The organism is Streptomyces sp. NPDC031426 (genome assembly GCF_055581585.1).
In genome coordinates, this window is sequence record NZ_JBVIJE010000014.1 from 98,531 (window position 1) to 121,722 (window position 23,192).

The window sequence follows — 23,192 nt, forward strand, 5'->3', positions numbered from 1 at the left end:
CGTGATTTCGACTCTGCTCGTCGCCAACCGGGGCGAGATCGCCTGCCGGATCTTCCGCACCTGCCGTGAGTTGGGAATCCGGACGGTCGCCGTGCACTCGGACGCGGACGAGAACGCGCTCCACGCGCGCGTGGCCGACACGGCGGTACGGCTGCCGGGCGCGGCGCCCGCCGAGACGTATCTGCGCGGTGATCTGATCGTGAAGGCGGCCCTCGCCGCCGGCGCGGACGCCGTGCACCCCGGCTACGGCTTCCTCTCCGAGAACCCCGACTTCGCCCGCGCCGTGCTCGATGCCGGCCTGACCTGGATCGGCCCGCCGCCGGAGGCCATCGAGGCGATGGCGTCCAAGACCCGCGCGAAGGAGCTGATGGGTCTCGCGCCCCTCGACCCGGCGCAGGTCACGGAGGCCGATCTGCCGGTGCTGGTGAAGGCGGCCGCCGGCGGTGGGGGGCGGGGAATGCGGATCGTGCGCCGTCTGGAGGAATTGAGCGCCGCACTGGAGAGCGCACGCGCCGAGGCCGCGAGCGCCTTCGGTGACGGCGAGGTGTTCATCGAGCCCTACCTGGAGCACGGCCGCCATGTCGAGGTGCAGATCCTCGCCGACACCCACGGCACGATCTGGCCCCTCGGCACCCGCGACTGCTCCCTTCAGCGCCGCCACCAGAAGGTCATCGAGGAGGCCCCGGCGCCCGGCCTCTCCGAGGGGCTCACGCAGGACCTGTACGCGCTGGCCGTGCAGGCCGCGTGCGCCGTCGCCTACGTCGGCGCCGGCACCGTCGAGTTCCTGGTCGCCGACGGCCGCGCGCACTTCCTGGAGATGAACACCCGCCTCCAGGTCGAGCACCCCGTGACCGAGGAGGCGTTCGGCATCGACCTGGTCGCCGAACAGATCCGGATCGCGGAGGGCGGGACCCTCGAAAAGGACCCGCCACGCGCGCGTGGCCACGCGATCGAGGCCCGCCTGTACGCCGAGGACCCCGCCCACGACTGGGCCCCGCAGACCGGCACCCTGCACCACCTCGCCGTACCGGCCGGGGTCCGCCTGGACACCGGCTACACCGACGGCGACACCATCGGCGTCCACTACGACCCGATGCTCGCCAAGGTCGTCGCCCACGCAGCCACCCGCGCGGAGGCGATCCGCAGGCTCGCCGGAGCGCTGGAGCGCGCGGAGATCCACGGCCCGGCCACCAACCGCGACCTTCTGGTCCGCTCCCTGCGCCACGAGGAGTTCACCAGCGGCCGCATGGACACCGGCTTCTACGACCGCCACCTCACCGCACTGACCGAGCCCGCCCCCGACCCGTACGCCCCCCTCGCCGCCGCCCTCGCCGACGCCCACGGCCGCTCCCGCTTCGGCGGCTGGCGCAACCTGCCCTCACAGCCGCAGGTGAAGCGGTACGCGGTGGCGGGGGAGGAGCAGGAGGTCCGCTACTGGCACACGAGGGAGGGCCTGGCTGCGGACGGGGTACGGGTCGTGCACGCCGAAGAGCGTGCGGTCGTACTCGAAGTGGACGGTGTGGAACGGAAGTTCAGGATCACACGCTACGGCGACGAGGTGTACGTGGGCACCACCCGCCTCACGGCCCTGCCCCGCTTCCCCGATCCCACCGCCCAGCTCGCCCCCGGTTCCCTGCTCGCGCCGATGCCGGGCACGGTCGTCCGCATCGCCGATGGCCTGGCGGAGGGGGCAACGGTTCAGGCCGGTCAGGGCCTCATCTGGCTGGAGGCGATGAAGATGCAGCACCAGATCTCGGCACCGGTCACCGGAACTCTGACCGCGCTGCACGCCAGGACCGGCCGGCAGGTGGAACCCGGAACGCTGCTCGCCGTAGTGCAGGAAACCTCTTCTTAGGAGCCTCATGTCTCCCGTCATCGAAACCGAAGAGCACAAAGCCCTCCGCTCAGCGGTAGCCGCCCTCGGCAAGCGCTACGGACGCGACTACCTCGTCCAGACGGTCGCCGCCGGAAAGCCCCCCACCGAACTCTGGTCCGAGGCCGGAAAGCTCGGCTACCTCGGCGTCAACCTGCCGGAGGCCTACGGCGGCGGAGGCGGCGGCATCGCCGAACTCTCCATAGTCCTCGAAGAGCTGGGTGCCGCGGGCGCACCCCTGCTCATGCTCGTCGTGTCCCCGGCCATCTGCGGAACGGTCATCTCCCGCTTCGGCACAGAGGCCCAGAAGCAGACCTGGCTCCCCGGAATCGCCGACGGCACCCGTCTCATGGCCTTCGGCATCACCGAACCCGACGCCGGCTCCAACAGCCACCGCATCACCACCACCGCCCGCCGCGACGGCGCCGACTGGCTGCTCACCGGCCGCAAGGTCTTCATCTCCGGTGTCGACATGGCCGACGCCGTCCTGATCGTCGGCCGTACCGAGGACGCCCGCACCGGACGCCTCAAGCCCTGTCTGTTCATCGTCCCGACCGACGCCGAGGGCTTCCAGAAACGGCCGATCGACATGGAACTGGCCGCCGCCGAGAAGCAGTTCGAGCTGGTCCTGGACGACGTACGGCTGCCCGCCGACGCGCTCGTCGGCGACGAGGACGCCGGTCTGCTGCAACTGTTCGCCGGACTCAACCCCGAGCGGATCATGACCGCCGCGTTCGCCGTCGGGATGGGCCGGTACGCGCTCGCCAAGGCGATCGAGTACGCCCGTGACCGTACCGTCTGGAAGTCCCCGATCGGCGCCCACCAGGCCATCGCCCACCCCCTGGCGCAGGCGCACATCGACCTGGAGCTGGCCCGGCTGATGATGCAGAAGGCGGCCCACCTCTACGACTCCGGTGACGACATCGGCGCGGGCGAGGCCGCCAACATGGCCAAGTACGCGGCCGGGGAGGCCTGCGTGAAGGCCGTCGACCAGGCCGTGCACACCCTCGGCGGCAACGGGCTCACGCGCGAGTTCGGGCTCGCCTCGCTGATAACGGCCGCACGCGTGGCTCGTATTGCCCCGGTGAGCCGCGAGATGATTCTCAACTACGTCTCCCATCAGACGCTGGGCCTGCCCAAGTCGTACTAGGCGGCCGCGCCGACCGTCCTGGAGGAACCGTGTTCCGCAGCGAGTACGCAGACGTCCCGCCCGTAGCACTCCCCATCCACGAGGCCGTCCTGGGCCGCGCCGATGAGTTCGGCGAGCGCCCCGCCCTCATCGACGGCACGGACGGCACCACGCTCACGTACGAGCAGCTGGACCGGTTCCACCGGCGCGTCGCCGCCGGTCTCGCCGACGCGGGCGTGCGCAAGGGCGACGTCCTCGCCCTGCACAGCCCCAACACCATCGCCTTCCCGACCGCCTTCTACGCGGCCACACGCGCGGGCGCCTCCGTCACCACGGTGCACCCGCTCGCCACGCCCGAGGAGTTCGCCAAACAGCTCGGCGACAGCGGCGCCCACTGGATCGTCACCGTCTCACCCCTGCTGGAGACGGCCCGCCGCGCCGCCGAACTCTCAGGCGGCATACGGGAGATCTTCGTGTGCGACAGCGCGCCCGGGCACCGGTCGCTCATCGACATGCTCGCCACGACCGCACCCGAGCCGCAGCACGTCTTCGACTCGGCCGAGGACATCGCCGCGCTGCCGTACTCCTCCGGCACCACCGGCATCCCCAAGGGCGTGATGCTCACCCACCGGCAGATCGCCACCAACCTCGCCCAGCTGGAACCCGCCGTCCCGGCCACCCCCGGCGACCGCATCCTCGCCGTCCTGCCCTTCTTCCACATCTACGGCCTCACCGCCCTCATGAACGCGCCCCTGCGCAAGGGCGCCACGGTCGTCGTCCTGCCCCGCTTCGACCTGGAGACCTTCCTCGCGGCCATCGAGACCCACCGCATCACCGGCCTGTACGTCGCCCCGCCGATCGTCCTCGCCCTCGCCAAGCACCCGGCGGTCGCCCGCTACGACCTCTCCTCCCTGAAGTACGTCCTCAGCGCCGCCGCCCCGCTGGACGCCCACCTCGCCCGCGCCTGCGCACAGCGGCTCGGCCTGCCCCCGATAGGCCAGGCCTACGGCATGACCGAACTGTCCCCCGGCACCCATGTCGTCCCCCTCGACCGGCTGCACGACGCCCCCGCCGGCACCGTCGGCAGGCTCATCGCCGGCACCGAGATGCGGATCGTCTCCCTGGACGACCCCGACAAGGACCTCGGCACCGGCGAGCGCGGCGAGATCCTGATCCGCGGCCCCCAGGTGATGAAGGGCTACCTCGGCCGACCCGACGCCACCGCCGCGCTGATCGACGCCGACGGCTGGCTGCACACCGGGGACGTGGGGCACGTCGACGAGGACGGCTGGCTCTTCGTCGTGGACCGGGTCAAGGAACTCATCAAGTACAAGGGCTTCCAGGTGGCCCCCGCCGAACTGGAGGCCCTGCTGCTCACCCACCCCGGCATCGCCGACGCCGCCGTCATCGGCAGCTACAACGACGACGGCAACGAGGTCCCGCACGCCTTCGTCGTCCGCCGGGCGGATGCCGCCGAGGAACTCACGGAGAGCGAGATCATGCTGTACGTCGCCGAACGGGTGGCACCCTACAAACGGGTCCGCCAGGTCACCTTCATCGACATCGTCCCCCGCGCCGCCTCCGGCAAGATCCTGCGCCGGGAACTGAGGGAGCTGCCGTGACGCCGATCAGCCGTACACACGCGCGTGCCGTCGAAACCCTCAGCCTCGACTCCACCGACACCCGCAACGCCCTCTCCGCGGCCCTGGTCTCCGGCCTCGCCGAGGCCCTCACCGAATGCGGCAAGGACCCCGACGTACGCGCCGTCGTCCTCACCCACACCGGCAACACCTTCTGCGCCGGCGCCGACCTGCGCGACCCGCCCGGGCCCGAGGCCCTCGTGGCCCTGCTCCGGCAGATCGTCGAACTGCCCAAACCGGTCGTCGCCCGCATCACCGGACACGTCCGCGCGGGCGGCCTCGGCCTGCTCGCCGCCTGCGACATCGCCGCCGCCTCCAGCACGGCCACCTTCGCCTTCACCGAAGTCCGCATCGGCGTCGCACCCGCGGTGATCTCCCTGCCGGTGATCCCCCGCGCCGACCAGCGCGCCCTGGCCCGCTACTACCTCACCGGGGAACGCTTCGATCCGCGCGAGGCCGTACGCACCGGGCTCCTCACCGTCACCGGCGACGACGTCGACGACGCCCTCGCCCCGATCCTCGACGGACTGCGCCAGTCCGCACCCCAGGCCCTGGCCGAGACGAAACGGCTGCTCACGGCTAGGGTGCTGGAAACATTCGACCGGGACGCGGCGGACCTGACCGCCCTCTCGGCCCGGCTGTTCGCCTCCGACCAGGCCAGGGAGGGGATGACGGCCTTCCTGGAAAGACGGGACGCGGCATGGGCGGTGTGACCACATGAGCACGACGGCGGAACACGACCGCGTGTCCAGGGAACGCGACCGGGCGCCCAAGCAGGACCGCAGCCGGGCCACCCGGCAGCGGCTCCTGGAGGCCGCCGTGGCCTGCCTGGCCGAACACGGCTGGGCGGGCTCCACCGTCGCCGTCGTCGCCGAACGCGCCGGAGTCTCCCGCGGCGCCGCCCAGCACCACTTCCCGACCCGCGAGGACCTCTTCACGGCCGCCGTCGAATACGTCGCCGAAGAACGCTCCACCGCCCTCCGGGAACTCTTCCCGTCCGGCCCCGCCAACCGCCATGCCGTCGTCGCCGCCCTCGTCGACCTCTACACCGGACCCCTCTTCCGCGCCGCCCTGCACCTGTGGGTCGCCGCCTCCAACGAGGACCAGCTGCGCACCCGCGTGACCGAACTGGAGGCCCGCGTCGGCCGGGAGACCCACCGCATCGCGGTCGACCTCCTCGGCGCCGACGAGACCCGCCCCGGCGTCCGCGAAACCGTCCAGGGCCTCCTCGACATGGCCCGCGGCCTCGGCCTCGCCAACCTCCTCACCGACGACACCGCCCGCCGCGCCCGAGTCGTCGCCCAATGGGCCGAGCTGCTGGAACAGGCCCTCGGCTGAGCCGCTGTCAGTGGCGGCGGCCACGGTAGCGGGCATGGGGGACCACTTTCAGACGATCGTCGACCTGGACGCCACCGCCGCCGAGGCGCCGCGGCTCGTCGAGCGCACCGACCGCTCCTTCGGCCACCACCTGCCCGGCCCGCACTGGGACCGGGCCGTCGACCCGGCAGACGTCGACTGGGAACCGTCCGACGGCCTGACCGTCCACACCGGGCGCACGAGCTTCCACGGCGACCACGGCGAGCCCGAGTGGGTCCGCTGCCCCCGCTGCACGACCACTACCCGAGGCCACACCGACGAGTACGACCGGATCGACACGGCCTGGGAGCCGTACGGCACGGCTGTGGACCGCTGGCACACGACCGGAGCGGCCGACGTCACCTGCCCCGCCTGCGCCACCTCGGTCCCGCTCCCGGACCGGACCTGGGCCCACGACCACTTCGCTTTCGCCCACCTGGGCTTGGGCAAGCTCTGACCCCGTGAAGCAGGCCACACCGGTATCCGGCACCGGGCAGTACCCTTGCCGCATGCTTCCGATGCTCGTTCGCCGCCGCCACGTGGACTACGTGCGCGTCACGAGCATGGGCTGTCGGCCTTCGGCCTGATTCAGCCTCTTTTCTCCCGCCTTCTTACGGCATCTTCTTACGGCACCCGGGGCGACGCCGCCCACACCCTCGGTGGCTTGCCCGTGGCCCACACACCCCGTGGACGCACCCATGACGACGCACACCGCATCGACGCACCCCACGACGACCCCGTCGTACGACCAGCTCCCCATCATCGACCTGTCGGCCGCCGACCGCGGCCCCCAGGCCCGCGCCCTGCTCCACGCCCAGCTGCACAGCGCCGCCCACGACGTCGGCTTCTTCCAGCTCGTCGGACACGGCGTGACCCAGGCCGAGACCGACGCGCTGCTCACCGCCATGCGCGCCTTCTTCACCCTCCCCGAGGCCGACCGGCTCGCCCTCGACAACGTGAACTCCCCGCACTTCCGCGGCTACACCCGCACCGGCGACGAACGCACCGCCGGCGCCCGCGACTGGCGCGACCAGCTCGACATAGGCGCCGAACGCCCCGCCCGCGTCCCGGCCCCCGGCGAACCCCCGTACTGGTGGCTCCAGGGCCCCAACCAGTGGCCCGTCGCCCTCCCCGAACTGCGCACCGCCGCCCTCGCCTGGATCGACAGGCTCAGCACAGTCGCCGACCGCCTCCTGCACGAGCTCCTCGCCGCCATCGGCGCCCCCGCCGACTTCTACGACCCGGTCTTCGGCGCCCACGCCCACCCGCACCTCAAGCTCGTCCGCTACCCCGGCAGCGCCGGCGACGGCACCGACCAGGGCGTCGGCGCCCACAAGGACTACGGCTTCCTGACCCTGCTCCTCCAGGACACCGTCGGCGGCCTCCAGGTCCAGCGCGAGGACGGCCTCTTCCACGACGTCCCGCCCATCGAGGGCGCCTTCGTCGTCAACCTCGGCGAACTCCTGGAAGTGGCCACCAACGGCTACCTCATCGCCACCAACCACCGCGTGGTCAGCCCGCCCGGCGCCACGGAACGCTTCTCCGTCCCGTTCTTCTACAACCCGCGCCTGGACGCCAGGGTGGAGCCCCTGCCCTTCCCGCACGCCTCCGAGGCCCCCGGCATCACCACCGACCCGGCGAACCCCCTGTACGCCGAGTACGGCTACAACGAACTCAAGGGCAAGCTGAGGGCGCATCCGCTGGTCGCGGAGAGGCACCATGCGGGTCTGCTTGCGGCAGCATGAAAATCGGGCCCGAAGGGCCCGATTTTCAGGGGCGCGGGGGGCTGGGTCCCGCTCAGCGGGCGATCTCCCCGTACCCCTCGATGTCCTCCGGCCGGCGCGGCCCGGGCCCCACATACCGGGCCGAGGGCCGCACCAGCCGTCCCGTCCGCTTCTGCTCGAGAATGTGCGCCGACCACCCGGCAGTCCGCGCGCACGTGAACATCGACGTGAACATGTGCGCCGGCACCTCGGCGAAGTCCAGCACGATCGCGGCCCAGAACTCCACGTTGGTGGCGAGCACCCGATCCGGCCGGCGGTTGTGCAACTCCTCCAGCGCGGCCTTCTCCAGCGCCTCGGCGACCTCGAACCGCGGCGCGCCCAGCTCCCGCGCCGTACGCCGCAGCACCCGCGCCCGCGGATCCTCCGCCCGGTACACCCGGTGCCCGAACCCCATCAGCCGCTCACCCCGGTCCAGGGCCTGCCTGACGTACGCCTCCGCATCCCCCGTCCGCTCGATCTCCTCGATCATCCCGAGCACCCGCGAGGGCGCACCCCCGTGCAGCGGCCCGGACATCGCCCCGACCGCCCCCGACAGCGCGGCGGCGACATCCGCCCCGGTGGAGGCGATGACCCGCGCGGTGAAGGTCGAGGCGTTCATCCCGTGCTCGGCCGCGGACGTCCAGTAGGCATCCACGGCGGCGACATGCTTGGGATCCGGCTCACCCCGCCACCGGATCATGAACCGCTCCACCACCGACCTGGCCTTGTCGATCTCCCGCTGCGGCACCATCGGCAGCGTCTGCCCGCGCGCCGACTGGGCGACGTACGACAGCGCCATCACGGCGGCCCGCGCCAGATCCTCCCGCGCCTGTCCCTCGTCGATGTCGAGCAGCGGCTTCAGCCCCCACACCGGCGCCAGCATGGCGAGCGCCGACTGCACGTCCACCCGGATGTCACCGGAGTGCACCGGGATCGGAAACGGCTCGGCGGGCGGCAGACCGGGATTGAACGCCCCGTCGACCAGCAGCCCCCACACATTCCCGAACGAGACATGACCGACCAGATCCTCGATGTCGACGCCCCGGTACCGCAGGGCGCCACCCTCCTTGTCCGGCTCGGCGATCTCCGTCTCGAACGCGACGACTCCCTCGAGCCCGGGTACGAAATCGGACATCAGGCGGCTCCTTGAGATGGTTCGGCGGCGGTCACCCCGGTGATGCCCCGTTCGACCGGTGGTCACCCAAAACCGCAAGGGAACCAGCACCATAACCCCCGGTGCCAGACTTGGGGAGTCCGTACGACACTGAGTGCCAGTGGCGTTCGATACGGCAAGATGACCGCGTGACCGACCGCGACCCGCTCCTGGACCCCGCCCTCGACCCCGCCGCCATGCGCAAGCAGTACCGGGCGGAAGGCCTCGCCGAACAGGACCTCGCCGCGCATCCCATGGACCAGTTCGCCCGCTGGTTCGAGGACGCCGCCCGGGCAGCGCTGCACGGCACCGTCTACGAGCCCAACGCGATGGTCGTCTCCACGGTGGACGCGGCCGGCCGCCCCAGCTCGCGCACGGTCCTGATGAAGCAGTTCGACACCGAGGGCTTCGTCTTCTACACCAACTACGACTCCCGCAAGGCCTACGACCTCGCGGAGAACCCGCACATCGCGCTGCTCTTCCCCTGGCACCCGCTGGCCCGCCAGGTCATCGTCACCGGCACCGCCCACCGCACCGGCCGCGACGAGACCGCCGCCTACTTCCGCACCCGCCCGCACGGTTCCCAGCTCGGCGCCTGGGCCAGCGCCCAGTCCACGGTGATCGCCTCCCGCACCGAACTGGACACCGCCTACGCCGACCTTCAGGCCCGCTACCCCGAGGACGAACAGGTCCCGGTCCCGCCGCACTGGGGCGGCTTCCGCATCACCCCGGAGACCGTCGAGTTCTGGCAGGGCCGCGTGAACCGCCTCCACGACCGCCTGCGCTACGTCGCCCAGCCGGGCGGCACCTGGAAGGTCGAGCGCCTCGCCCCCTGACAGCACGGGGCCCGAAAACGCAGACGACCCGCGGGCTGGGTTCCTCAAGGAGGAGCCGGCCGGACGTACCGGCAGCCCGCGGGTCGGGTGACTGCGTTGGATTAGGCCGGCTGCGTGTTTCGCACACACGCTGGTCCGGCACCGCACTTGGTGTGGTGGCGAGCCGCTAGCCCGCAGCCACCTCGCGCGTCCGGGTTTCACTCATTTACCCGATCACCTCCCTTCGACGTGAGGCACAGCCTAAGAAGCGATTGGGGAGGGCTCAACTGTTTTTTGGGGATCCTGCGGCAGGGGCTTGCGGCCGGACGTCGTAGCCGCAGTCGTCGCCCCGCCGGAGCGGCCGCGAGCGGCCGTATTGACACCGCACTGGTCCAGACCGCACGGTGATCCGCGACACAGACGCTGCGAAGGGGCACCGCATGAGCGACGGCACGCCTGCCGACCTGTTCTTCGACGCCGCGATCGGCCTGCTGCAACGGGTCCGTGCGGAGGAGGCCGAGTCGATCGCCGCGGCCGGCACCCTGCTCGCGGACACCGTCGCCGCCGGCGGCCGACTGTTCGCCTTCGGCGCCGGGCACTCCTCGCTGGCCGCCCAGGACGTCGTCTACCGGGCCGGCGGACTCGCGCTGATGAACCTGCTCGCCGTGCCCGGTGTCGTCGGTGTCGACGTCACCCCGGCCACCCTCGGCTCCGCCCTCGAACGCGTCGACGGCCTCGCGAGCGCCGTCCTCGACACCTCACCGGTCCGCGCCGGCGACGCGCTGGTGATCATCTCCCTGTCCGGCCGCAACGCCCTGCCCGTGGAGATGGCCCTGAACGCCCGCGCCCTCGGCGTGAAGGTCATCGGCGTCACCTCGGTCGCGTACGCAGCGCAGACCAGGTCCCGGCACTCCTCCGGCACCTTCCTGAAGGACCACTGCGACATCGTCCTGGACTCGAAGATCGCCGTCGGCGACGCGGAGCTCACCCTGGACACCATCCCGGCGCCCTTCGCCCCCGCCTCCACGGTCGTCACCACCGCCCTGATGCAGGCCGTCATGGCGACCACCGCCGCCGCCCTCGCCGACCGGGGCATCGAGCCCCCGCTCCTGCGCTCCGGCAATGTCGACGGCGGCCACGAGTGGAACGGCCGGGTGATGCGGGAGTACGGCGACCGGATCTTCTACCGGCGCTGAACCCGTCGGCGAGCTACCGGTGGGCCTGCTTCTCCCGTACCGCGTCCGCCAGGTCCAGCGCCGCCGCGATGCGGACCGCCACGTCCTCGGCGTAGGCCGTGTCGGACCGTTCGAAGCGGCTGCGGCCGGAGCCGCGCAGGAAGGTCACCACGCCCAGCGTCCGCCCCCGGCTGCGCAGCACCGCGCACAGGGCGTGCACCGCGTCACCGGGCCACTGCCGGGCCAGCGCCCACTCCCGCGCCCGCTGTTCCGGGACCGACCCGGCGTCCGCGCGCACGACCCCGGCCCGCTCCACGCACTGCAGCGCCGGATGGCCCGGCTCGTAGCGCACGGGCAGCCCGGCCGCCCCGGTGAGCAGGCTCGGTCCCGGCGCTCCGGCGGGCGTCGCGGCCAGCCGCACCAGTCGTACGGCCGCCGCCTCCTCGCCCTGCGAACCCCGCGAACCCTCCGAACCCCGCGAAGCCTCCGAGCGCGGTGCAGGCACCGCCCGGTCGATCAGCGCGTGGTCGGCGAAGCCGGCGAGGGCGAAGTCCAGGTGGACGGTGGCCGCCTCGGCCGGGTCCTCGCACTCGGCGGCGGCGCGCGCGGCCCGGTGCAGCTGGTTGGTGCGGAACCGCAGCAGGGCCGCCTCCTGTTCGCCCTGCTTGGCCTCGGTGACGTCCTGGAACAGCCAGCCGACGCCGAGCGGTACGGGTTCCTCCGCGAGCGGCGAGGCCAGCCGTACGAAGCCGCTGCGCCAGCAGCGCCGCTTCTCGCTCTCCCGGGTGCGCACGGTCACCCACATCTCGGCGGGCGCGGGCGGGGCGCCCTCGGCCAGTACGTGGGTGAGCGCGGCCTCCAGTTCCTCCACACCCTGTGCGAGCAGCTCGCCGAGCGGCCGGCCGAGCGCGGAGGTGCGCCCGATGCCGAGCGCGCGGGCCGCGTGCGCGTTGACGACGGCGGGCCGCAGATCGGCGTCGATGAGGACGACTCCCCAGGCCGCGTCCTCGAACAGCGCCTCGCTCAGCGCGATCGACCGCTCCAGGTCGATCTGGGCGTGGACCTCGCTGAACGCGCAGTACAGTCCGGCGGGTTCTCCGTCGGGTCCGCGTACGGCGGCGGACTGGGTCCGTACGAGTACCCGCCCGCCGTCCTTGGTGACCAGCGCGAACTCGTGCACCTGCCGCCCGGGGGCGTGCATCGCCGACATCAGCCTGGCCTGCACCTCCTCGGCGTCGGCGCTGCGCACCGCCCATCCGGCGAACCCGTGCCGTCCCACCGCCTCGGCGGCCGTCCAGCCGAGGATGCGCTCGGCCTCCCGGTTCCAGTGCGTGACGACCCCGTCTGAGTCGAAGGCGCACAGTGCCGCGTCCATGCCGTCGAGCAGTGCGGCGAGCAGATCGGATCCCCCTGACTCACCGGGCTCGTCGGGCCCCAGTTCATCGGTGGTCCCACTCGGCCGGGAAGCACTCACCTGGACCCCCTGGAGACTGCGTCGGCGCACGTGCGGCGCACGGTTCGCTCAGTGCCCATCATTCAACTGGAACGTGACCCAGCCCACATCCTGTTCCCCCAAGATTGGCCCCGCAAGATTGAGACACGGGTCACCGCGGCGGTCACCCGTACCGGCCCGTTACGCCGGAGGCCCCCGCTTGTCAGTCGGATCCGGCAGAATTGGTGCTAGGGCCAGCGCACGCGCCGGGCTGCCGGCAGAGGTAATCGAGGGGCACGTATGTCCGGACTGATCGACACCACGGAGATGTATCTCCGCACCATCCTCGAACTCGAAGAGGAAGGCGTCGTCCCCATGCGCGCCCGCATCGCGGAGCGGCTCGACCAGAGCGGGCCGACGGTGAGCCAGACAGTGGCACGCATGGAGCGTGACGGGCTCGTGTCCGTCGCCAGCGACCGTCACCTGGAGCTGACCGAAGAGGGCCGCAGGCTGGCCACGCGCGTGATGCGCAAGCACCGGCTGGCCGAGTGTCTCCTCGTCGATGTGATCGGCCTGGAGTGGGAGCAGGTGCACGCGGAGGCCTGCCGCTGGGAGCACGTGATGAGCGAGGCCGTCGAGCGGCGCGTGCTGGAGCTGCTGCGGCATCCGACCGAGTCGCCGTACGGCAATCCGATCCCGGGGCTGGAGGAGCTGGGCGAGAAGGACGGCGCCGACCCGTTCCTGGACGAGGGCATGGTCTCGCTGGCGGACCTGGACGCGGGCACGGACGGCAAGACGGTCGTCGTCCGCCGTATCGGCGAGCCGATCCAGACGGACGCGCAGCTGATGTACACGCTGCGGCGCGCGGGTGTGCAGCCCGGTTCCGTGGTGAGCGTGACGGAGTCGGCCGGCGGTGTCCTGGTGGGCAGCGGCGGCGAGGCGGCCGAGCTGGAGGCGGATGTCGCCTCCCACGTGTTCGTCGCCAAACGCTGAGCGGGAGAGGGCCCCGGCGCCTGGTGGCGCCGGGGCCTGTCCTCCCCTGTGCTGACCCGGAGCCCCGAGCTCTCAGGGTCATCCCCCCACGGACCGTTTTTCCCCGAGCGGTCCGCCTCTCGCCAGAAAAGATCCCCTCGGTGGCGGCGATCATGCCTTCAGGGGTGTCACTCGAAGGAGGGGTGTTGTCCCGCAGAAGCGCATTTTTCGAATAGGTATTCGATAGTCTGCGACGGCAGGACGAGCGCGACGACAGCACGACAAGCACGAAAAACACGACGACAAGCACGACAGCGACAGCAGCGAGTACGAGCGAGTACGGCAGTACACCGGTACGAGGCAGGCGGAGCTGGGGGGTGCCAGGCCGATGGCACGGCGTATCGACGTGACGGGAGCGGGTGGGGTGCGCCTCGCCGCCTGGGAGTTCGCCGAACCTCCCAAGCCGGGACCCGATCCGGTGGACGACCAGGGGGAGCGCCGGACGGATGCGCCGCCCGGCACGCCGGGCGTGCTGTTACTTCACGGTCTGATGGGCCGCGCCTCCCACTGGGCCTCCACCGCCCGCTGGCTCGCCGCACGCCACCGCGCCGTCGCCCTCGACCAGCGCGGACACGGCCAGAGCGAGAAGCCCCCACAGGCCGTCTACACCCGCGAGGCGTACGTCGAGGACGCCGAGGCCGCCCTCGAACAGCTCGGCCTCGGCCCCGCGCTCCTCATCGGCCACGCCATGGGGGCGCTGACCGCCTGGCAGCTCGCCGCGAAGCGCCCGGAACTGGTCCGGGGCCTGATCATCTGCGACATGCGGGCCTCCGCGCTGGGCGCCGCCTCGCAGCGGGAGTGGGCCGACTGGTTCAGGGCCTGGCCCGTTCCCTTCGCCACGCTGGCCGACGTACGCAAGTGGTTCGGTGAGGACGATCCCTGGGTGGAGCGGCCGAATGCCTCGCGCGGGGAGTTCTACGCCGAGGTGATGCACGAGGCCGCCGACGGCTGGCGGCCGGTGTTCGAGCCGGAGCAGATGCTCCGCTCCCGGGAGACCTGGGTGTACGACGCGCACTGGGAGGAGCTGGCCCAGGTGCGGTGCCCGACGCTGGTGGTGCGTGGGGTGGACGGGGAGCTGGGGCGGGCGGAGGCGCAGGAGATGGTGCGGGTGCTGCCGGCCGGGGAGTACGCGGAGGTTTCCGATGCCGGGCATCTTGCGCACTATGAGCTGCCGTCGGCTTGGCGGGGCGCTGTCTCGCCGTTTCTCGACCGGGTGCTCGGGGATTGAACCGACCTACCCCTTGCTGACAGCCGTCAGGATCTCCGGCAACCGTGCCGCCGTCCGCGGTGCCGCCAGGCGCAGGCCGCCCAGGGTCAGCCCCGCGCCGTACGCCGCCCCCACGGGCAGCAGCAGCCACCGCCAGTCCGCCCCGCCCTCGCTCACATGCAGCCAGACGGTGAGGGCGATGACCGGGGAGCAGAGCAGAGCCGCCGAGATCATGCCGCCGAAGATGGAGATCCAGGCGAGGCCCGCCTGGCCGGGGACGACGTTCTTGTGGCCCTCCTGGGGGATGGAGTAGGGGAAGCGGGCCGAGGTCCAGGCGCCGGTCGCGAGCATCGCCCCGAGCAGGGCGAGGGACAGCCCGAGCACCTCCGGCAGCCGGGTCCAGGCGCCCAGCAGGGCCGTCGTCACCACCGTCACGAGTGCCGCGTACGGCAGGGTGATCAGCAGCAGCGCCAGGGCGCGGCCGCGCAGCTCGGCGTAGGCGTCCCGGGGTGAGGAGATGGTCATGGCCACCATCCAGAAGGCGGAGGTGTCCTGCCCGAACTGGTTGTACATCTGGATGCCGAGCATCCCGGCGGCGAAGCACGCGAAGTAGACCGATCCGGTGCCCTGCATCGCGTTGAACACCGGCACGATCAGCCCGATCGCCAGGGAGGTCACCCAGGCGGCCTTGGTCTTCGGGTCCCGCCAGATGTAGCGCAGGCTGCGTTCCATGACCGTACCGGTGCGGTCCTGCGGCAGCAGCCGGCCGAGTCCGGTGGCCGAGCGGCTGCGGACCGCGGTGTCGACCGGCTGCAGCGTGGAGGCGTCGGGCGCGGTCATCAGCCGGGTCAGGCTCCGCGCCCAGAGCGCGATGAGCGCCGCCAACCCGGCGACCGTCACGGCGAGTTGGCTGACCGCGATGCCGTACGACCCCTGGCTCGCCGCGTGCACCGCCGCCACCGCCGACGCCGGCGGCACCCAGGACAGTACGTCCGCGACCGGCTGCAACTGGCCGATCCCGGCCGAACCCAGCTGCCGCGCCCCGAAGTTGACCAGCTGGGCGCCGATGGCGATCACCAGTCCGCTCAGTACGGCCAGATCGCGGCCCTTCCTGCTGGTCAGCAGCCGTACGTTGGCCGTGGCGACGGCCCGCGCCAGCGCCACGCAGACCAGCAGCGCGAGGGCCACGGCGACGGCGGAGACGACGTACGCGGCCGCGCCCTGAGCCAGCGACAGCGCGCAGCCCACCAGCACCAGCAGGGTGAACAGCGGGCCGATGCCGACCAGGGAGGCCGTGAGCAGCGCCCGGACCAGCGGGCGGGGGCGCAGCGGGAGCATGACGAGCCGGGTCGGGTCCAGCGTCTCGTCGCCGGTCGGGAAGAACAGCGGCAGCACCGCCCAGCCCAGCGCCAGCACGGCCGTACCCGGCACGGCGACGGCGTCGGCGTGCGCGTGCCCGTGCAGCGCGAGCAGCCCCAGCAGTTGCAGCAGGGCGAACAGGACCGCGATGACCGCCGAGACGACGAACGCGGCCCGCCGGCCCCCGGACTGCCTCAGCCCGTTCCGCAGCAGTGACAGTTTCAGGCGTACGACGGTGGAGGTGAGGTTCGTCATCGGGCCGCCCCTCCGCCCAGCCAGTCCAGATCGGACCCGGTGTCCCGGCCGCTCGCCCCGACCAGTTCCAGGAACGCCCCCTGGAGCGTGGGATGCGTGCCGCGCACCTCCGCCAGCGGCCCGGTCGCGCGGATCCGGCCCGCCGCCATCACCGCGACCCAGTCGCACAGCGACTCGACCAACTCCATGACGTGCGAGGAGAAGACGACCGTGGCGCCGGAGGCGGTGTACCGCTCCAGGACGCCTCGGATGATCTGCGCGGACACCGGGTCGACGCCCTCGAACGGCTCGTCCAGGAAGAGCACCTCGGGATTGTGCAGGAGCGCGGCCGCGAGCCCGATCTTCTTGCGCATGCCGGTCGAGTAGTCGACGACGAGCTTGTGCTGGGCGCCGGCCAGGTCGAGGACGTCCAGCAGCTGGGTGGCCCGTTTGTCGACCTCGGCCCCCGGCAGTCCGCGCAGCCGCCCCGAGTAGCCGAGCAACTCCCGCCCCGACAGCCGCTCGAACAACCGCAGCCCTTCGGGAAGGACGCCGATGCTCGCCTTGACGGCCACGGGATCCCGCCACACGTCATGACCGACGACCTCGACGGACCCGCCGTCCGGCCGCAGCAGCCCGGTCACCATGGACAGGGTGGTGGTCTTCCCGGCCCCATTGGGCCCGACCAGCCCGATGAACTTCCCGGCGGGCAGATCCAGATCGATCCCCCCGACGGCAACCTGCTGCCCGAACTGCTTCCAGAGCCCTCGCACCCGCACTGCCACATCGGTCATGGATGAAGGCTACGGCGCGGACGCCGGCCTGAGGGGTGCGGGGCGGCCACGGGGACGAGACGGCTACCGATCCCGCCCGCACGCGTAGGCGAGCGGCGAGATCAGCTCCTCCGCATCCGGCAGCCACCGGTTCGCCGGCGTGGGCCGACGAGCCCACTGCACGGCCCCCCGGGACCCGAACCGCGTGGGAGGAGCGGCCACATACGCCCCCTCGCCCAGCGCCACCAGGTCCAGCGACGAAAGCGTCCAGCCCAGCTTCCGCACCAGTTCCGGCACCTTCACCGACCCGCCCGGCAGCACGAAGAAGTGCATCCGCCGGTCCGGAGCCAGAGTGACCGGCCCGAGCGTCAACTCCATCCGCTCCATGCGGGCGAGCGCCAGAAACCCCGCACTCTCGGGGACGGACAACGCGTCGAACGTCCGCCCCGTCGGCAGCAGAATCGAAGCCGTCGGCTGCTTCTGCCACATCCGGCGGGCGACGGTCGCGCTGCCGGTCGCCTGCGTCGCCCAGTCGGGGCGCGCGGGGTGCGCACCCGGCGCAGGGCAGGAGGCGTCGCCGCACGAGCAGCGCTGGATTCCGTCGACCGCTTCCAGCCAGGTGCCCGGGAACACCTCCCAGTGGCGTTCCTCGGCGTAGCGTACGGCGGTCTCCAGCAGCGATTCCCCGCGCTGCTGCGGAATCTGACCGGCAATCTGAATGTTTTCGGCGCCCGCGATCGTCTCTTCCACGCCCCTCTCAACTCCCGCACCCACCTGGAGTTACGGCCGTAGCGCGCGCGGGGGTGGAGCATCGATTCGGCAGCCGGGGCGCATGGGTGCACGGGTGGGGGCGCGCAGGAGGAAGCGGGGCGTGACCTGGGTAGCCAGGGGTGGGGTGGCAAGCACCTTTACCCCGGCAAACCGCACATGTCGCGCATTGACGGTATGTCAACTGGGCAGTGATCTTCCCGTACGGATCGACACCGATCACTCGGCCGGAACTTCACGCTCCGGGGGCTCGCAACGCAGGGGGTAGTCCATGGCCGCAAGGCCTCTCGTGGCGAGGCAGCCGAACGAACGGCTGCAGGCACTCATCCAGGAAGCGGGGTGCTCGAACGCCGGGCTGGCCCGGCGGGTCAACATGTGCGGCGCCGAGCACGGCCTCGACCTGCGCTACGACAAGACGTCCGTGGCCCGCTGGCTGCGCGGACAGCAGCCCCGGGGCCGCGCCCCGGCGATCATCGCGGAGGCGCTCGGCCGCAAGCTCGGCCGTACGGTCACGATCGACGAGATCGGCATGGCCAACGGCAAGAACCTCGCCTCGGGGGTCGGTCTCCAGTTCTCGCCGACGGTACTGGGGGCCATCGAGCAGGTCTGCGAGCTGTGGCGCAGTGACGTGGGACGCCGGGACTTCCTGTCCGGCTCCTCCGTCGCCGCCTCCGCGCTGGTCGAGCCCAGCCGGGACTGGCTGATCTCGGCGCCGGACGCCCAGGTGGCCCGGCAGGCGGGCCCGCGGGTGGGGCAGGCCGACGTGGCGGCCGTACGGTCCATGACGCAGGCGCTGACCGACCTGGACCACCAGTTCGGCAGCGGGCATGTGCGGCCGGTCGTCGTGCACTACCTCAACAGCGTCGTCTCCGGGCTGCTCGCCGGCTCGTACCGGGAGACGGTCGGGCGGGATCTGTTCGCGGCGGTCGCCCGGTTGACCGAGCTCGCCGGGTACATGGCCGTCGACACCGGGCAACCGGGGCTGGCCCAGCGGTACTACATCCAGTCGCTGCGGCTCGCGCAGGCCGCCGGGGACCGCGGGTACGGCGGTTACGTCCTCGCCGCGTCCATGAGCCACCTCGCCGCACAGCTCGGAAACCCGCGGGAGATCGCCCAGTTGGCGCGGGCGGCGCAGGAGGGCGCGCGCGGCCATGTGACCCCGCGCGTGGAGGGGATGTTCCACGCGGCCGAGGCGCGCGGGCACGCCCTGCTCGGCGACACGCGCGCGGCGCAGGCGTCCATCGGGCGCGCGGTGACCGCGATGGAGCGGGCGGACGGCTCCTCCGCTGACGACCCGGTGTGGATCCGCCACTTCGACGAGGCGTATCTCGCCGACGAACTGGCGCACTGCCACCGCGATCTCGGCCAGAGCGAGCAGGCGGCCCGGTACGCCGAGCAGTCACTGGCCGGGCACCCGGAGTCCCGGGCCCGGCGGCGCGCCATCGGCTATGCGCTGCTCGCCACGGCCCAGGTGCAGCAGCGGGAGGTCGAACAGGCCTGCAGCACCGGCCTGAAGGCGGTGGAACTGCTGGAGACGCTCCGCTCCAACCGGGGCGCCGAGTACCTGGAAGATCTCCAGCAGCGCCTGGAACCCTTCCGGGAGGAGGCGGTGGTACGGGAGTTCGGGGCGCGCCTCGATCTCCAGCAGGCCGCGTGAACACCGGCCCCGCGGCTGCGTGAACGCACGGCCAACGGCACCCGGACGGGCGAGGTGCCGCGGACGGCGCACCGCGGGGCGGTCCTGTTACCGCCGTCACAGGTAAGAAGATCGCGCCCTGAGCTGCATGGCACCCGGCTCGGGGGACCCGGTAGCGTGAGCCCGATTCACAAGGTCCCCCATTAGTAGGAGTCCCGGTGACGCAGAGTGGACAGGGCGAGGAGCCCTCGGCGCGGCCCGCGCACGAAGGCATCGTGCTGCCCTCCGACGGAGGCGAGCCCTTGCTGCCGGGCATGGCGGGCGCGCCCGCCCCCGCCCCCGCCGCCCCGACGGGCGGGCAGGCCTGGGGTGGCTCCTGGGGGCCCGAGCAGCAGCCGCCCCAGCCGGGCCAGGGCTGGCCCCCCGCGCCGGCCCAGCAGTGGCACACCCCGGACGCCCCCGGGCAGCCGCCCGCCGCGAACCCCGGCGCGCTGCCCCCGGAGGGCGCCCCGGCGCCGTCGTACGGCCCGCCGTCGTACGACCACCCCGGCGCGCAGGGCGGTGGCTACGGCGCCGGTCAGCAGCCCGGGTACGGCGCGGCACCCGGTCCGTACCAGCAGCAGCCGCAGCACCAGACGCATCAGCAGTCTCTGCCGCAGCCCTACCGGCAGCCGCCGGCCGGTGCCGCGCCGCTGCCGCCGGCGGACGCCTACCCGGCCGCCGGTGCCCCGCTGCCCGCCGCGGACGAGGGCGCGACGCAGTACATACCGCCGGTGCAGGCGGCGGCCGCCGAGGGCGCCACGCAGTATCTGCCCCCGGTGCCGGCCGCAACCGCCGACGAGGGCGCGACCCAGTACATCCCGCCGGTCGCGCCCGGCGCGCTGCCGCCCGAGGCGGGCGGCGAGGAGACGCGCTACCTCGGCCGCGTCCAGCCGCAGGCGCCCGCGTCGGCGTCGCCCGACGCGGAGGCCACGCAGTACATCCCGCCGTACGCCGCGCAGGCACAGGCGCAGAACCAGGCGCAGGGCGTGGACCGGCAGCCGTCGGACGGGTTCGACCACCTCTTCCGCGGCGGCCCCGCGGGCGATGACGGCCCGGCCGGGGCCACCCAGCAGATGCCGCGCGCCCAGCAGCCGGGCGGCTACCCCGGCGGCCCGGCGCCGTACGGCGCGCAGCAGCCCTCGTACGGCGCGCAGCAGCCGTCGTACGCCCCCGCGCACGACGACGACCGGCAGCGCGGCCGGTCGCGGGTGCCGCTGATCGCCGCGATCGGTGTCGGCATCGTCGTCATCGGTGTGGGCGCCGGTGCCCTGCTCAGCGGTGGGGGCGGCAAGGACCAGGGCGCCGACGGCAAGACGGTCGCGGCCACCTCCGCGGCCCCCGGCCAGGGTTCCTCGGGGGCCGCCGATCCGGCCCGGCAGCAGGCGGTCGCGCTGGACAAGCTGCTCGCCGACAGCGGCAGCAGCCGCGCCACGGTGATCAAGTCGGTGGCCGACGTCAAGAACTGCGACAACCTCGACACGGCCGGTTCCGATCTGCGCGCCGCCGCCAAGCAGCGGGGCGACCTGGTCACCCGGCTCGGCACGCTGTCCGTGGACAAGCTGCCGAACAACGGCGAGCTCACCGCCGCGCTGACCCAGGCCTGGCAGGCGTCCGCCGCGGCCGACAACCACTACGCGGCCTGGGCCGACCAGGCCAAGGACCGCAAGGTCTGCCGCAAGGGCCACGCCCGCGTCACGGGCGAGACCCAGGCCGGCAACCGGGCGAGCGGCACCGCCAGCGCGCAGAAGGTGAAGGCGGCGGCGCTGTGGAACACGATCGCGCAGAAGTACGGCCTGACCCAGCGCGGGCCCACCCAGCTGTGAGGCAGGCCTGAGGGGCGCGCCGGCGGGCGTCACTGCACGTCGGCGGCCTCCAGCGTCCGCGTCATGTCGGTGGTGCCGTCGAATCCGCCGACGCCCTTGCGGGCGGCCACCAGCTTGCCGTCCTGGACCACCTGCAGGGTGACGTCGGCGTTGACCATCCGCGGGAAGCCGACCGCGGCGAGCTCGCTGGAGTAGGTCCAGTGCAGGGTCGGGGTGAGACCGCCGGTGGGGACCCGCAGGCCGTCGTCGAGGGTGCGCCGCACCGAGTCGGCGGTGACCTCGCCGTCACCGATCTTGTCGAGCACGGCCTTCAGCACGGTGTAGGCGATCCAGGTGGTCTGCACTCCGGCGTCCGCGGGGTCGATGCGGGTGTCGCCGAAGGCCTCCTCGTTGATCACCTTCTTCATCGGGTCCCAGCGCGAGTCCGAGGCCGGCGGGTACCAGCCGGTGATGTACGCCCCCTCGTACGGCCCGGACGCGCCGCCGGTGGCGTTGATCACGGTCTGGTCGACGCTGCCGAGCACGGTCGCGAGCCGTACCGAGGGGAAGCCCCCGCGGTCCCGCCGGAACGAGTCCATGAAGGTGTCGGTGCGGTCCCCGAGCGCCGGCACCACGCAGCCATTCCTCGCGGGGTCGCTGCTGGCGTACCGCAGCGCCTGGTCGGCCTGGTCGCCGTATTCGGTGGCGTCCTCCGCGGCGAGCTGGTCGCCCGCCTTCGCGTGCCCGCCCGCCTTCAGCCCGGAGTCGAGCAGCACCGGCAGCTCGTCACCGGCGATGCTGTCGGGGCGGACCAAGGAGACATTGCCGCAGGAGGCACCGAGGGCCCTGCCGAGACCGGCGAGCAGGGCGGGCTGTCCGCCGTTGACCGGGTAGGACATCTGGCCGGTGAACTCGTCGTTGGTGACGCCGTAGCCGCCTATGTAGGGGATGCCGGCGCCTTCCAGCGGGGCGGAGTAGGAGTCCGTGAACTGGCTGTAGGAGCCGACGACCGCGACCACGTTCTCGTCGGCCGCGTACCGGGCGCACTTGGCGGCGCCCACGCTGTCGTTGTGGTCGTTGCAGGTCAGGACCTTCAGCTTGCGGCCGTTGATGCCGCCGTTGGTGTTGATCCACTTGGCGTAGGCGACGGCCATCGCGGGCATGCCGGGCTTGTTGGTGCCGCTGGTGTCCTGCGGCGCCCAGGTCATCACCTTGATCGGGTCATCCCCGGAGCCCCCCGTGGCACCGGGGACGACCCCGCATCCGGCGGTGAGCGACGCACAGAGGGCCACGGCGCCCGCGGTCAGGGCGGAGGCTCTGCCGGGGCGGAGGGTCGAGTGGAGGAAGGTACTGATAGCGCGTCGCCTGCCGGTCATGTGCACGCACGATTCCCTCACACGACTAACCGTCGAGTGACCCTGAGTCAACGAAGAGTGACATCGAGGTGAATTAGAGGGGTCGGTGAGGCAGGTGTGACGAGGAACGTACGATCGATGACCGTGCAAGGTTCGGAGAACTCTTCCCGTCGTGGCCGTCGCTCCTCCACCATGGGCGGCATGCCCCTAAGCGACATGCCGTGGTGGCGCTGGCGCAGCAATGTGCGCTCGGCGCTGCACATGCTCTCCGACCCGGTGTTCCAGCGGGACGTCTGGCTGGCCGGCGTGGACGGGTACGGCGACGTCACGGACGCCGTCTACCGGCTGGTGGAGGACACCTGGCTGGACAACTGGTCCGCGGAGAAATACGTCGGCACGATATTCCGGGACTCGCAGGAGGCGGCGCTCGTGGACACCGCCGTGCTGCGGCTGCTGCGGATCATGCACCAGGTCGGCCCGGACGCGCCGGTCGCCGCGTATCTCGACCACCAGGGGTGGCCGGAGGCGGTGCGGGCGGCGCGGGACGCGCACGTACGCCTCGCGGTGAGCGACGGCGACGATCCCGACACGCCCCCGCGGACCCTGGAAGTGCTGCGCATCATGACGAGGACCGCGTAGCCCGTCCGC

20 protein-coding genes are annotated in these 23,192 nt (G+C 72.3%); 14 read left to right on the top strand and 6 right to left on the bottom strand.

What is annotated here, in order from left to right:
* Position 1 precedes the first annotated feature (1 nt).
* From ACZ5NH_RS27505 to ACZ5NH_RS27535, 7 genes are all read left to right on the top strand, one after another.
* Positions 2 to 1,855, top strand: a complete 1,854-nt coding sequence (locus ACZ5NH_RS27505; RefSeq protein ID WP_468778897.1) for an acetyl/propionyl/methylcrotonyl-CoA carboxylase subunit alpha — start codon at positions 2 to 4, stop codon at positions 1,853 to 1,855.
* Between the two features lie 7 nt (positions 1,856 to 1,862).
* Entirely contained in the window at positions 1,863 to 3,023 is a 1,161-nt protein-coding gene (locus tag ACZ5NH_RS27510) for an acyl-CoA dehydrogenase family protein (protein WP_388630512.1), read from the top strand.
* Positions 3,024 to 3,052: 29 nt separating this feature from the next.
* On the top strand, positions 3,053 to 4,624 hold the full coding sequence (locus ACZ5NH_RS27515) for a 4-coumarate--CoA ligase family protein (protein WP_468778899.1): 1,572 nt from the start codon (positions 3,053 to 3,055) through the stop codon (positions 4,622 to 4,624).
* Positions 4,621 to 5,355 (top strand): enoyl-CoA hydratase family protein, encoded by a 735-nt coding sequence (locus tag ACZ5NH_RS27520; RefSeq protein WP_468778901.1) that lies wholly within the window; start codon positions 4,621 to 4,623, stop codon positions 5,353 to 5,355. The genes ACZ5NH_RS27515 and ACZ5NH_RS27520 overlap by 4 nt, the downstream gene beginning before the upstream one ends.
* Positions 5,356 to 5,359: 4 nt before the next feature.
* On the top strand, positions 5,360 to 5,980 hold the full coding sequence (locus tag ACZ5NH_RS27525; RefSeq protein ID WP_388630503.1) for a TetR/AcrR family transcriptional regulator: 621 nt from the start codon (positions 5,360 to 5,362) through the stop codon (positions 5,978 to 5,980).
* 34 nt (positions 5,981 to 6,014) lie between these two features.
* Positions 6,015 to 6,455: a hypothetical protein gene (locus ACZ5NH_RS27530; protein WP_468778903.1), complete on the top strand. Its 441-nt coding sequence runs from the start codon at positions 6,015 to 6,017 to the stop codon at positions 6,453 to 6,455.
* Positions 6,456 to 6,696: 241 nt separating this feature from the next.
* Complete coding sequence (locus ACZ5NH_RS27535) at positions 6,697 to 7,743, top strand: isopenicillin N synthase family dioxygenase (protein WP_468778905.1); 1,047 nt, start codon at positions 6,697 to 6,699, stop codon at positions 7,741 to 7,743.
* Between the two features lie 52 nt (positions 7,744 to 7,795).
* Here ACZ5NH_RS27535 and ACZ5NH_RS27540 read toward each other — a convergent pair whose 3' ends face one another.
* Complete coding sequence (locus tag ACZ5NH_RS27540) at positions 7,796 to 8,896, bottom strand: citrate synthase 2 (RefSeq protein ID WP_388630494.1); 1,101 nt, start codon at positions 8,894 to 8,896, stop codon at positions 7,796 to 7,798.
* Positions 8,897 to 9,063: 167 nt separating this feature from the next.
* Between ACZ5NH_RS27540 and pdxH the strand changes: the two genes are divergently transcribed.
* Together pdxH and ACZ5NH_RS27550 are read left to right on the top strand one after the other, a co-directional pair.
* Complete coding sequence (gene pdxH, locus ACZ5NH_RS27545; RefSeq protein ID WP_468778907.1) at positions 9,064 to 9,750, top strand: pyridoxamine 5'-phosphate oxidase; 687 nt, start codon at positions 9,064 to 9,066, stop codon at positions 9,748 to 9,750.
* A 419-nt stretch (positions 9,751 to 10,169) separates the two neighbouring features.
* Positions 10,170 to 10,925, top strand: a complete 756-nt coding sequence (locus ACZ5NH_RS27550; RefSeq protein WP_388630490.1) for an SIS domain-containing protein — start codon at positions 10,170 to 10,172, stop codon at positions 10,923 to 10,925.
* 13 nt (positions 10,926 to 10,938) lie between these two features.
* On the opposite strand, the gene ACZ5NH_RS27555 is transcribed toward ACZ5NH_RS27550, so the two are convergent.
* Positions 10,939 to 12,378 (bottom strand): PAS domain-containing protein, encoded by a 1,440-nt coding sequence (locus tag ACZ5NH_RS27555; protein ID WP_468778909.1) that lies wholly within the window; start codon positions 12,376 to 12,378, stop codon positions 10,939 to 10,941.
* Positions 12,379 to 12,636: 258 nt separating this feature from the next.
* On the opposite strand from ACZ5NH_RS27555, the gene ACZ5NH_RS27560 reads away from it, so the two are divergent.
* Together ACZ5NH_RS27560 and ACZ5NH_RS27565 are read left to right on the top strand one after the other, a co-directional pair.
* Complete coding sequence (locus ACZ5NH_RS27560; protein ID WP_383025050.1) at positions 12,637 to 13,329, top strand: metal-dependent transcriptional regulator; 693 nt, start codon at positions 12,637 to 12,639, stop codon at positions 13,327 to 13,329.
* A gap of 367 nt (positions 13,330 to 13,696) precedes the next feature.
* Positions 13,697 to 14,596 (top strand): alpha/beta fold hydrolase, encoded by a 900-nt coding sequence (locus tag ACZ5NH_RS27565; protein ID WP_468778912.1) that lies wholly within the window; start codon positions 13,697 to 13,699, stop codon positions 14,594 to 14,596.
* A 6-nt stretch (positions 14,597 to 14,602) separates the two neighbouring features.
* Here the strand turns inward: ACZ5NH_RS27565 and ACZ5NH_RS27570 are convergent, their stop codons facing one another.
* From ACZ5NH_RS27570 to ACZ5NH_RS27580, 3 genes are all read right to left on the bottom strand, one after another.
* The gene (locus tag ACZ5NH_RS27570) at positions 14,603 to 16,189 is read right to left on the bottom strand and encodes a transporter (protein WP_468778914.1); all 1,587 of its coding nucleotides are present in this window, start codon (positions 16,187 to 16,189) and stop codon (positions 14,603 to 14,605) included.
* Positions 16,186 to 16,962 carry an ABC transporter ATP-binding protein gene (locus tag ACZ5NH_RS27575; protein ID WP_388630482.1) on the bottom strand — a complete coding sequence of 259 codons (777 nt, stop codon included), beginning with the start codon at positions 16,960 to 16,962 and terminating at the stop codon, positions 16,186 to 16,188. Before ACZ5NH_RS27575 ends, ACZ5NH_RS27570 begins: the two co-directional genes overlap by 4 nt.
* A gap of 63 nt (positions 16,963 to 17,025) precedes the next feature.
* A complete protein-coding gene (locus tag ACZ5NH_RS27580; protein WP_451554363.1) occupies positions 17,026 to 17,691 on the bottom strand; it encodes a bifunctional DNA primase/polymerase in 666 nt (221 codons plus the stop codon).
* Positions 17,692 to 17,980: 289 nt separating this feature from the next.
* Between ACZ5NH_RS27580 and ACZ5NH_RS27585 the strand changes: the two genes are divergently transcribed.
* On the top strand, positions 17,981 to 19,366 hold the full coding sequence (locus tag ACZ5NH_RS27585) for a transcriptional regulator (protein ID WP_468778917.1): 1,386 nt from the start codon (positions 17,981 to 17,983) through the stop codon (positions 19,364 to 19,366).
* A 197-nt stretch (positions 19,367 to 19,563) separates the two neighbouring features.
* The gene (locus ACZ5NH_RS27590; protein ID WP_468778919.1) at positions 19,564 to 21,210 is read left to right on the top strand and encodes a hypothetical protein; all 1,647 of its coding nucleotides are present in this window, start codon (positions 19,564 to 19,566) and stop codon (positions 21,208 to 21,210) included.
* Positions 21,211 to 21,239: 29 nt separating this feature from the next.
* Here the strand turns inward: ACZ5NH_RS27590 and ACZ5NH_RS27595 are convergent, their stop codons facing one another.
* A complete protein-coding gene (locus ACZ5NH_RS27595; protein WP_468778921.1) occupies positions 21,240 to 22,565 on the bottom strand; it encodes an ABC transporter substrate-binding protein in 1,326 nt (441 codons plus the stop codon).
* A 117-nt stretch (positions 22,566 to 22,682) separates the two neighbouring features.
* Between ACZ5NH_RS27595 and ACZ5NH_RS27600 the strand changes: the two genes are divergently transcribed.
* The gene (locus ACZ5NH_RS27600; protein ID WP_468778923.1) at positions 22,683 to 23,183 is read left to right on the top strand and encodes an SCO4402 family protein; all 501 of its coding nucleotides are present in this window, start codon (positions 22,683 to 22,685) and stop codon (positions 23,181 to 23,183) included.
* Positions 23,184 to 23,192: the final 9 nt, after the last annotated feature.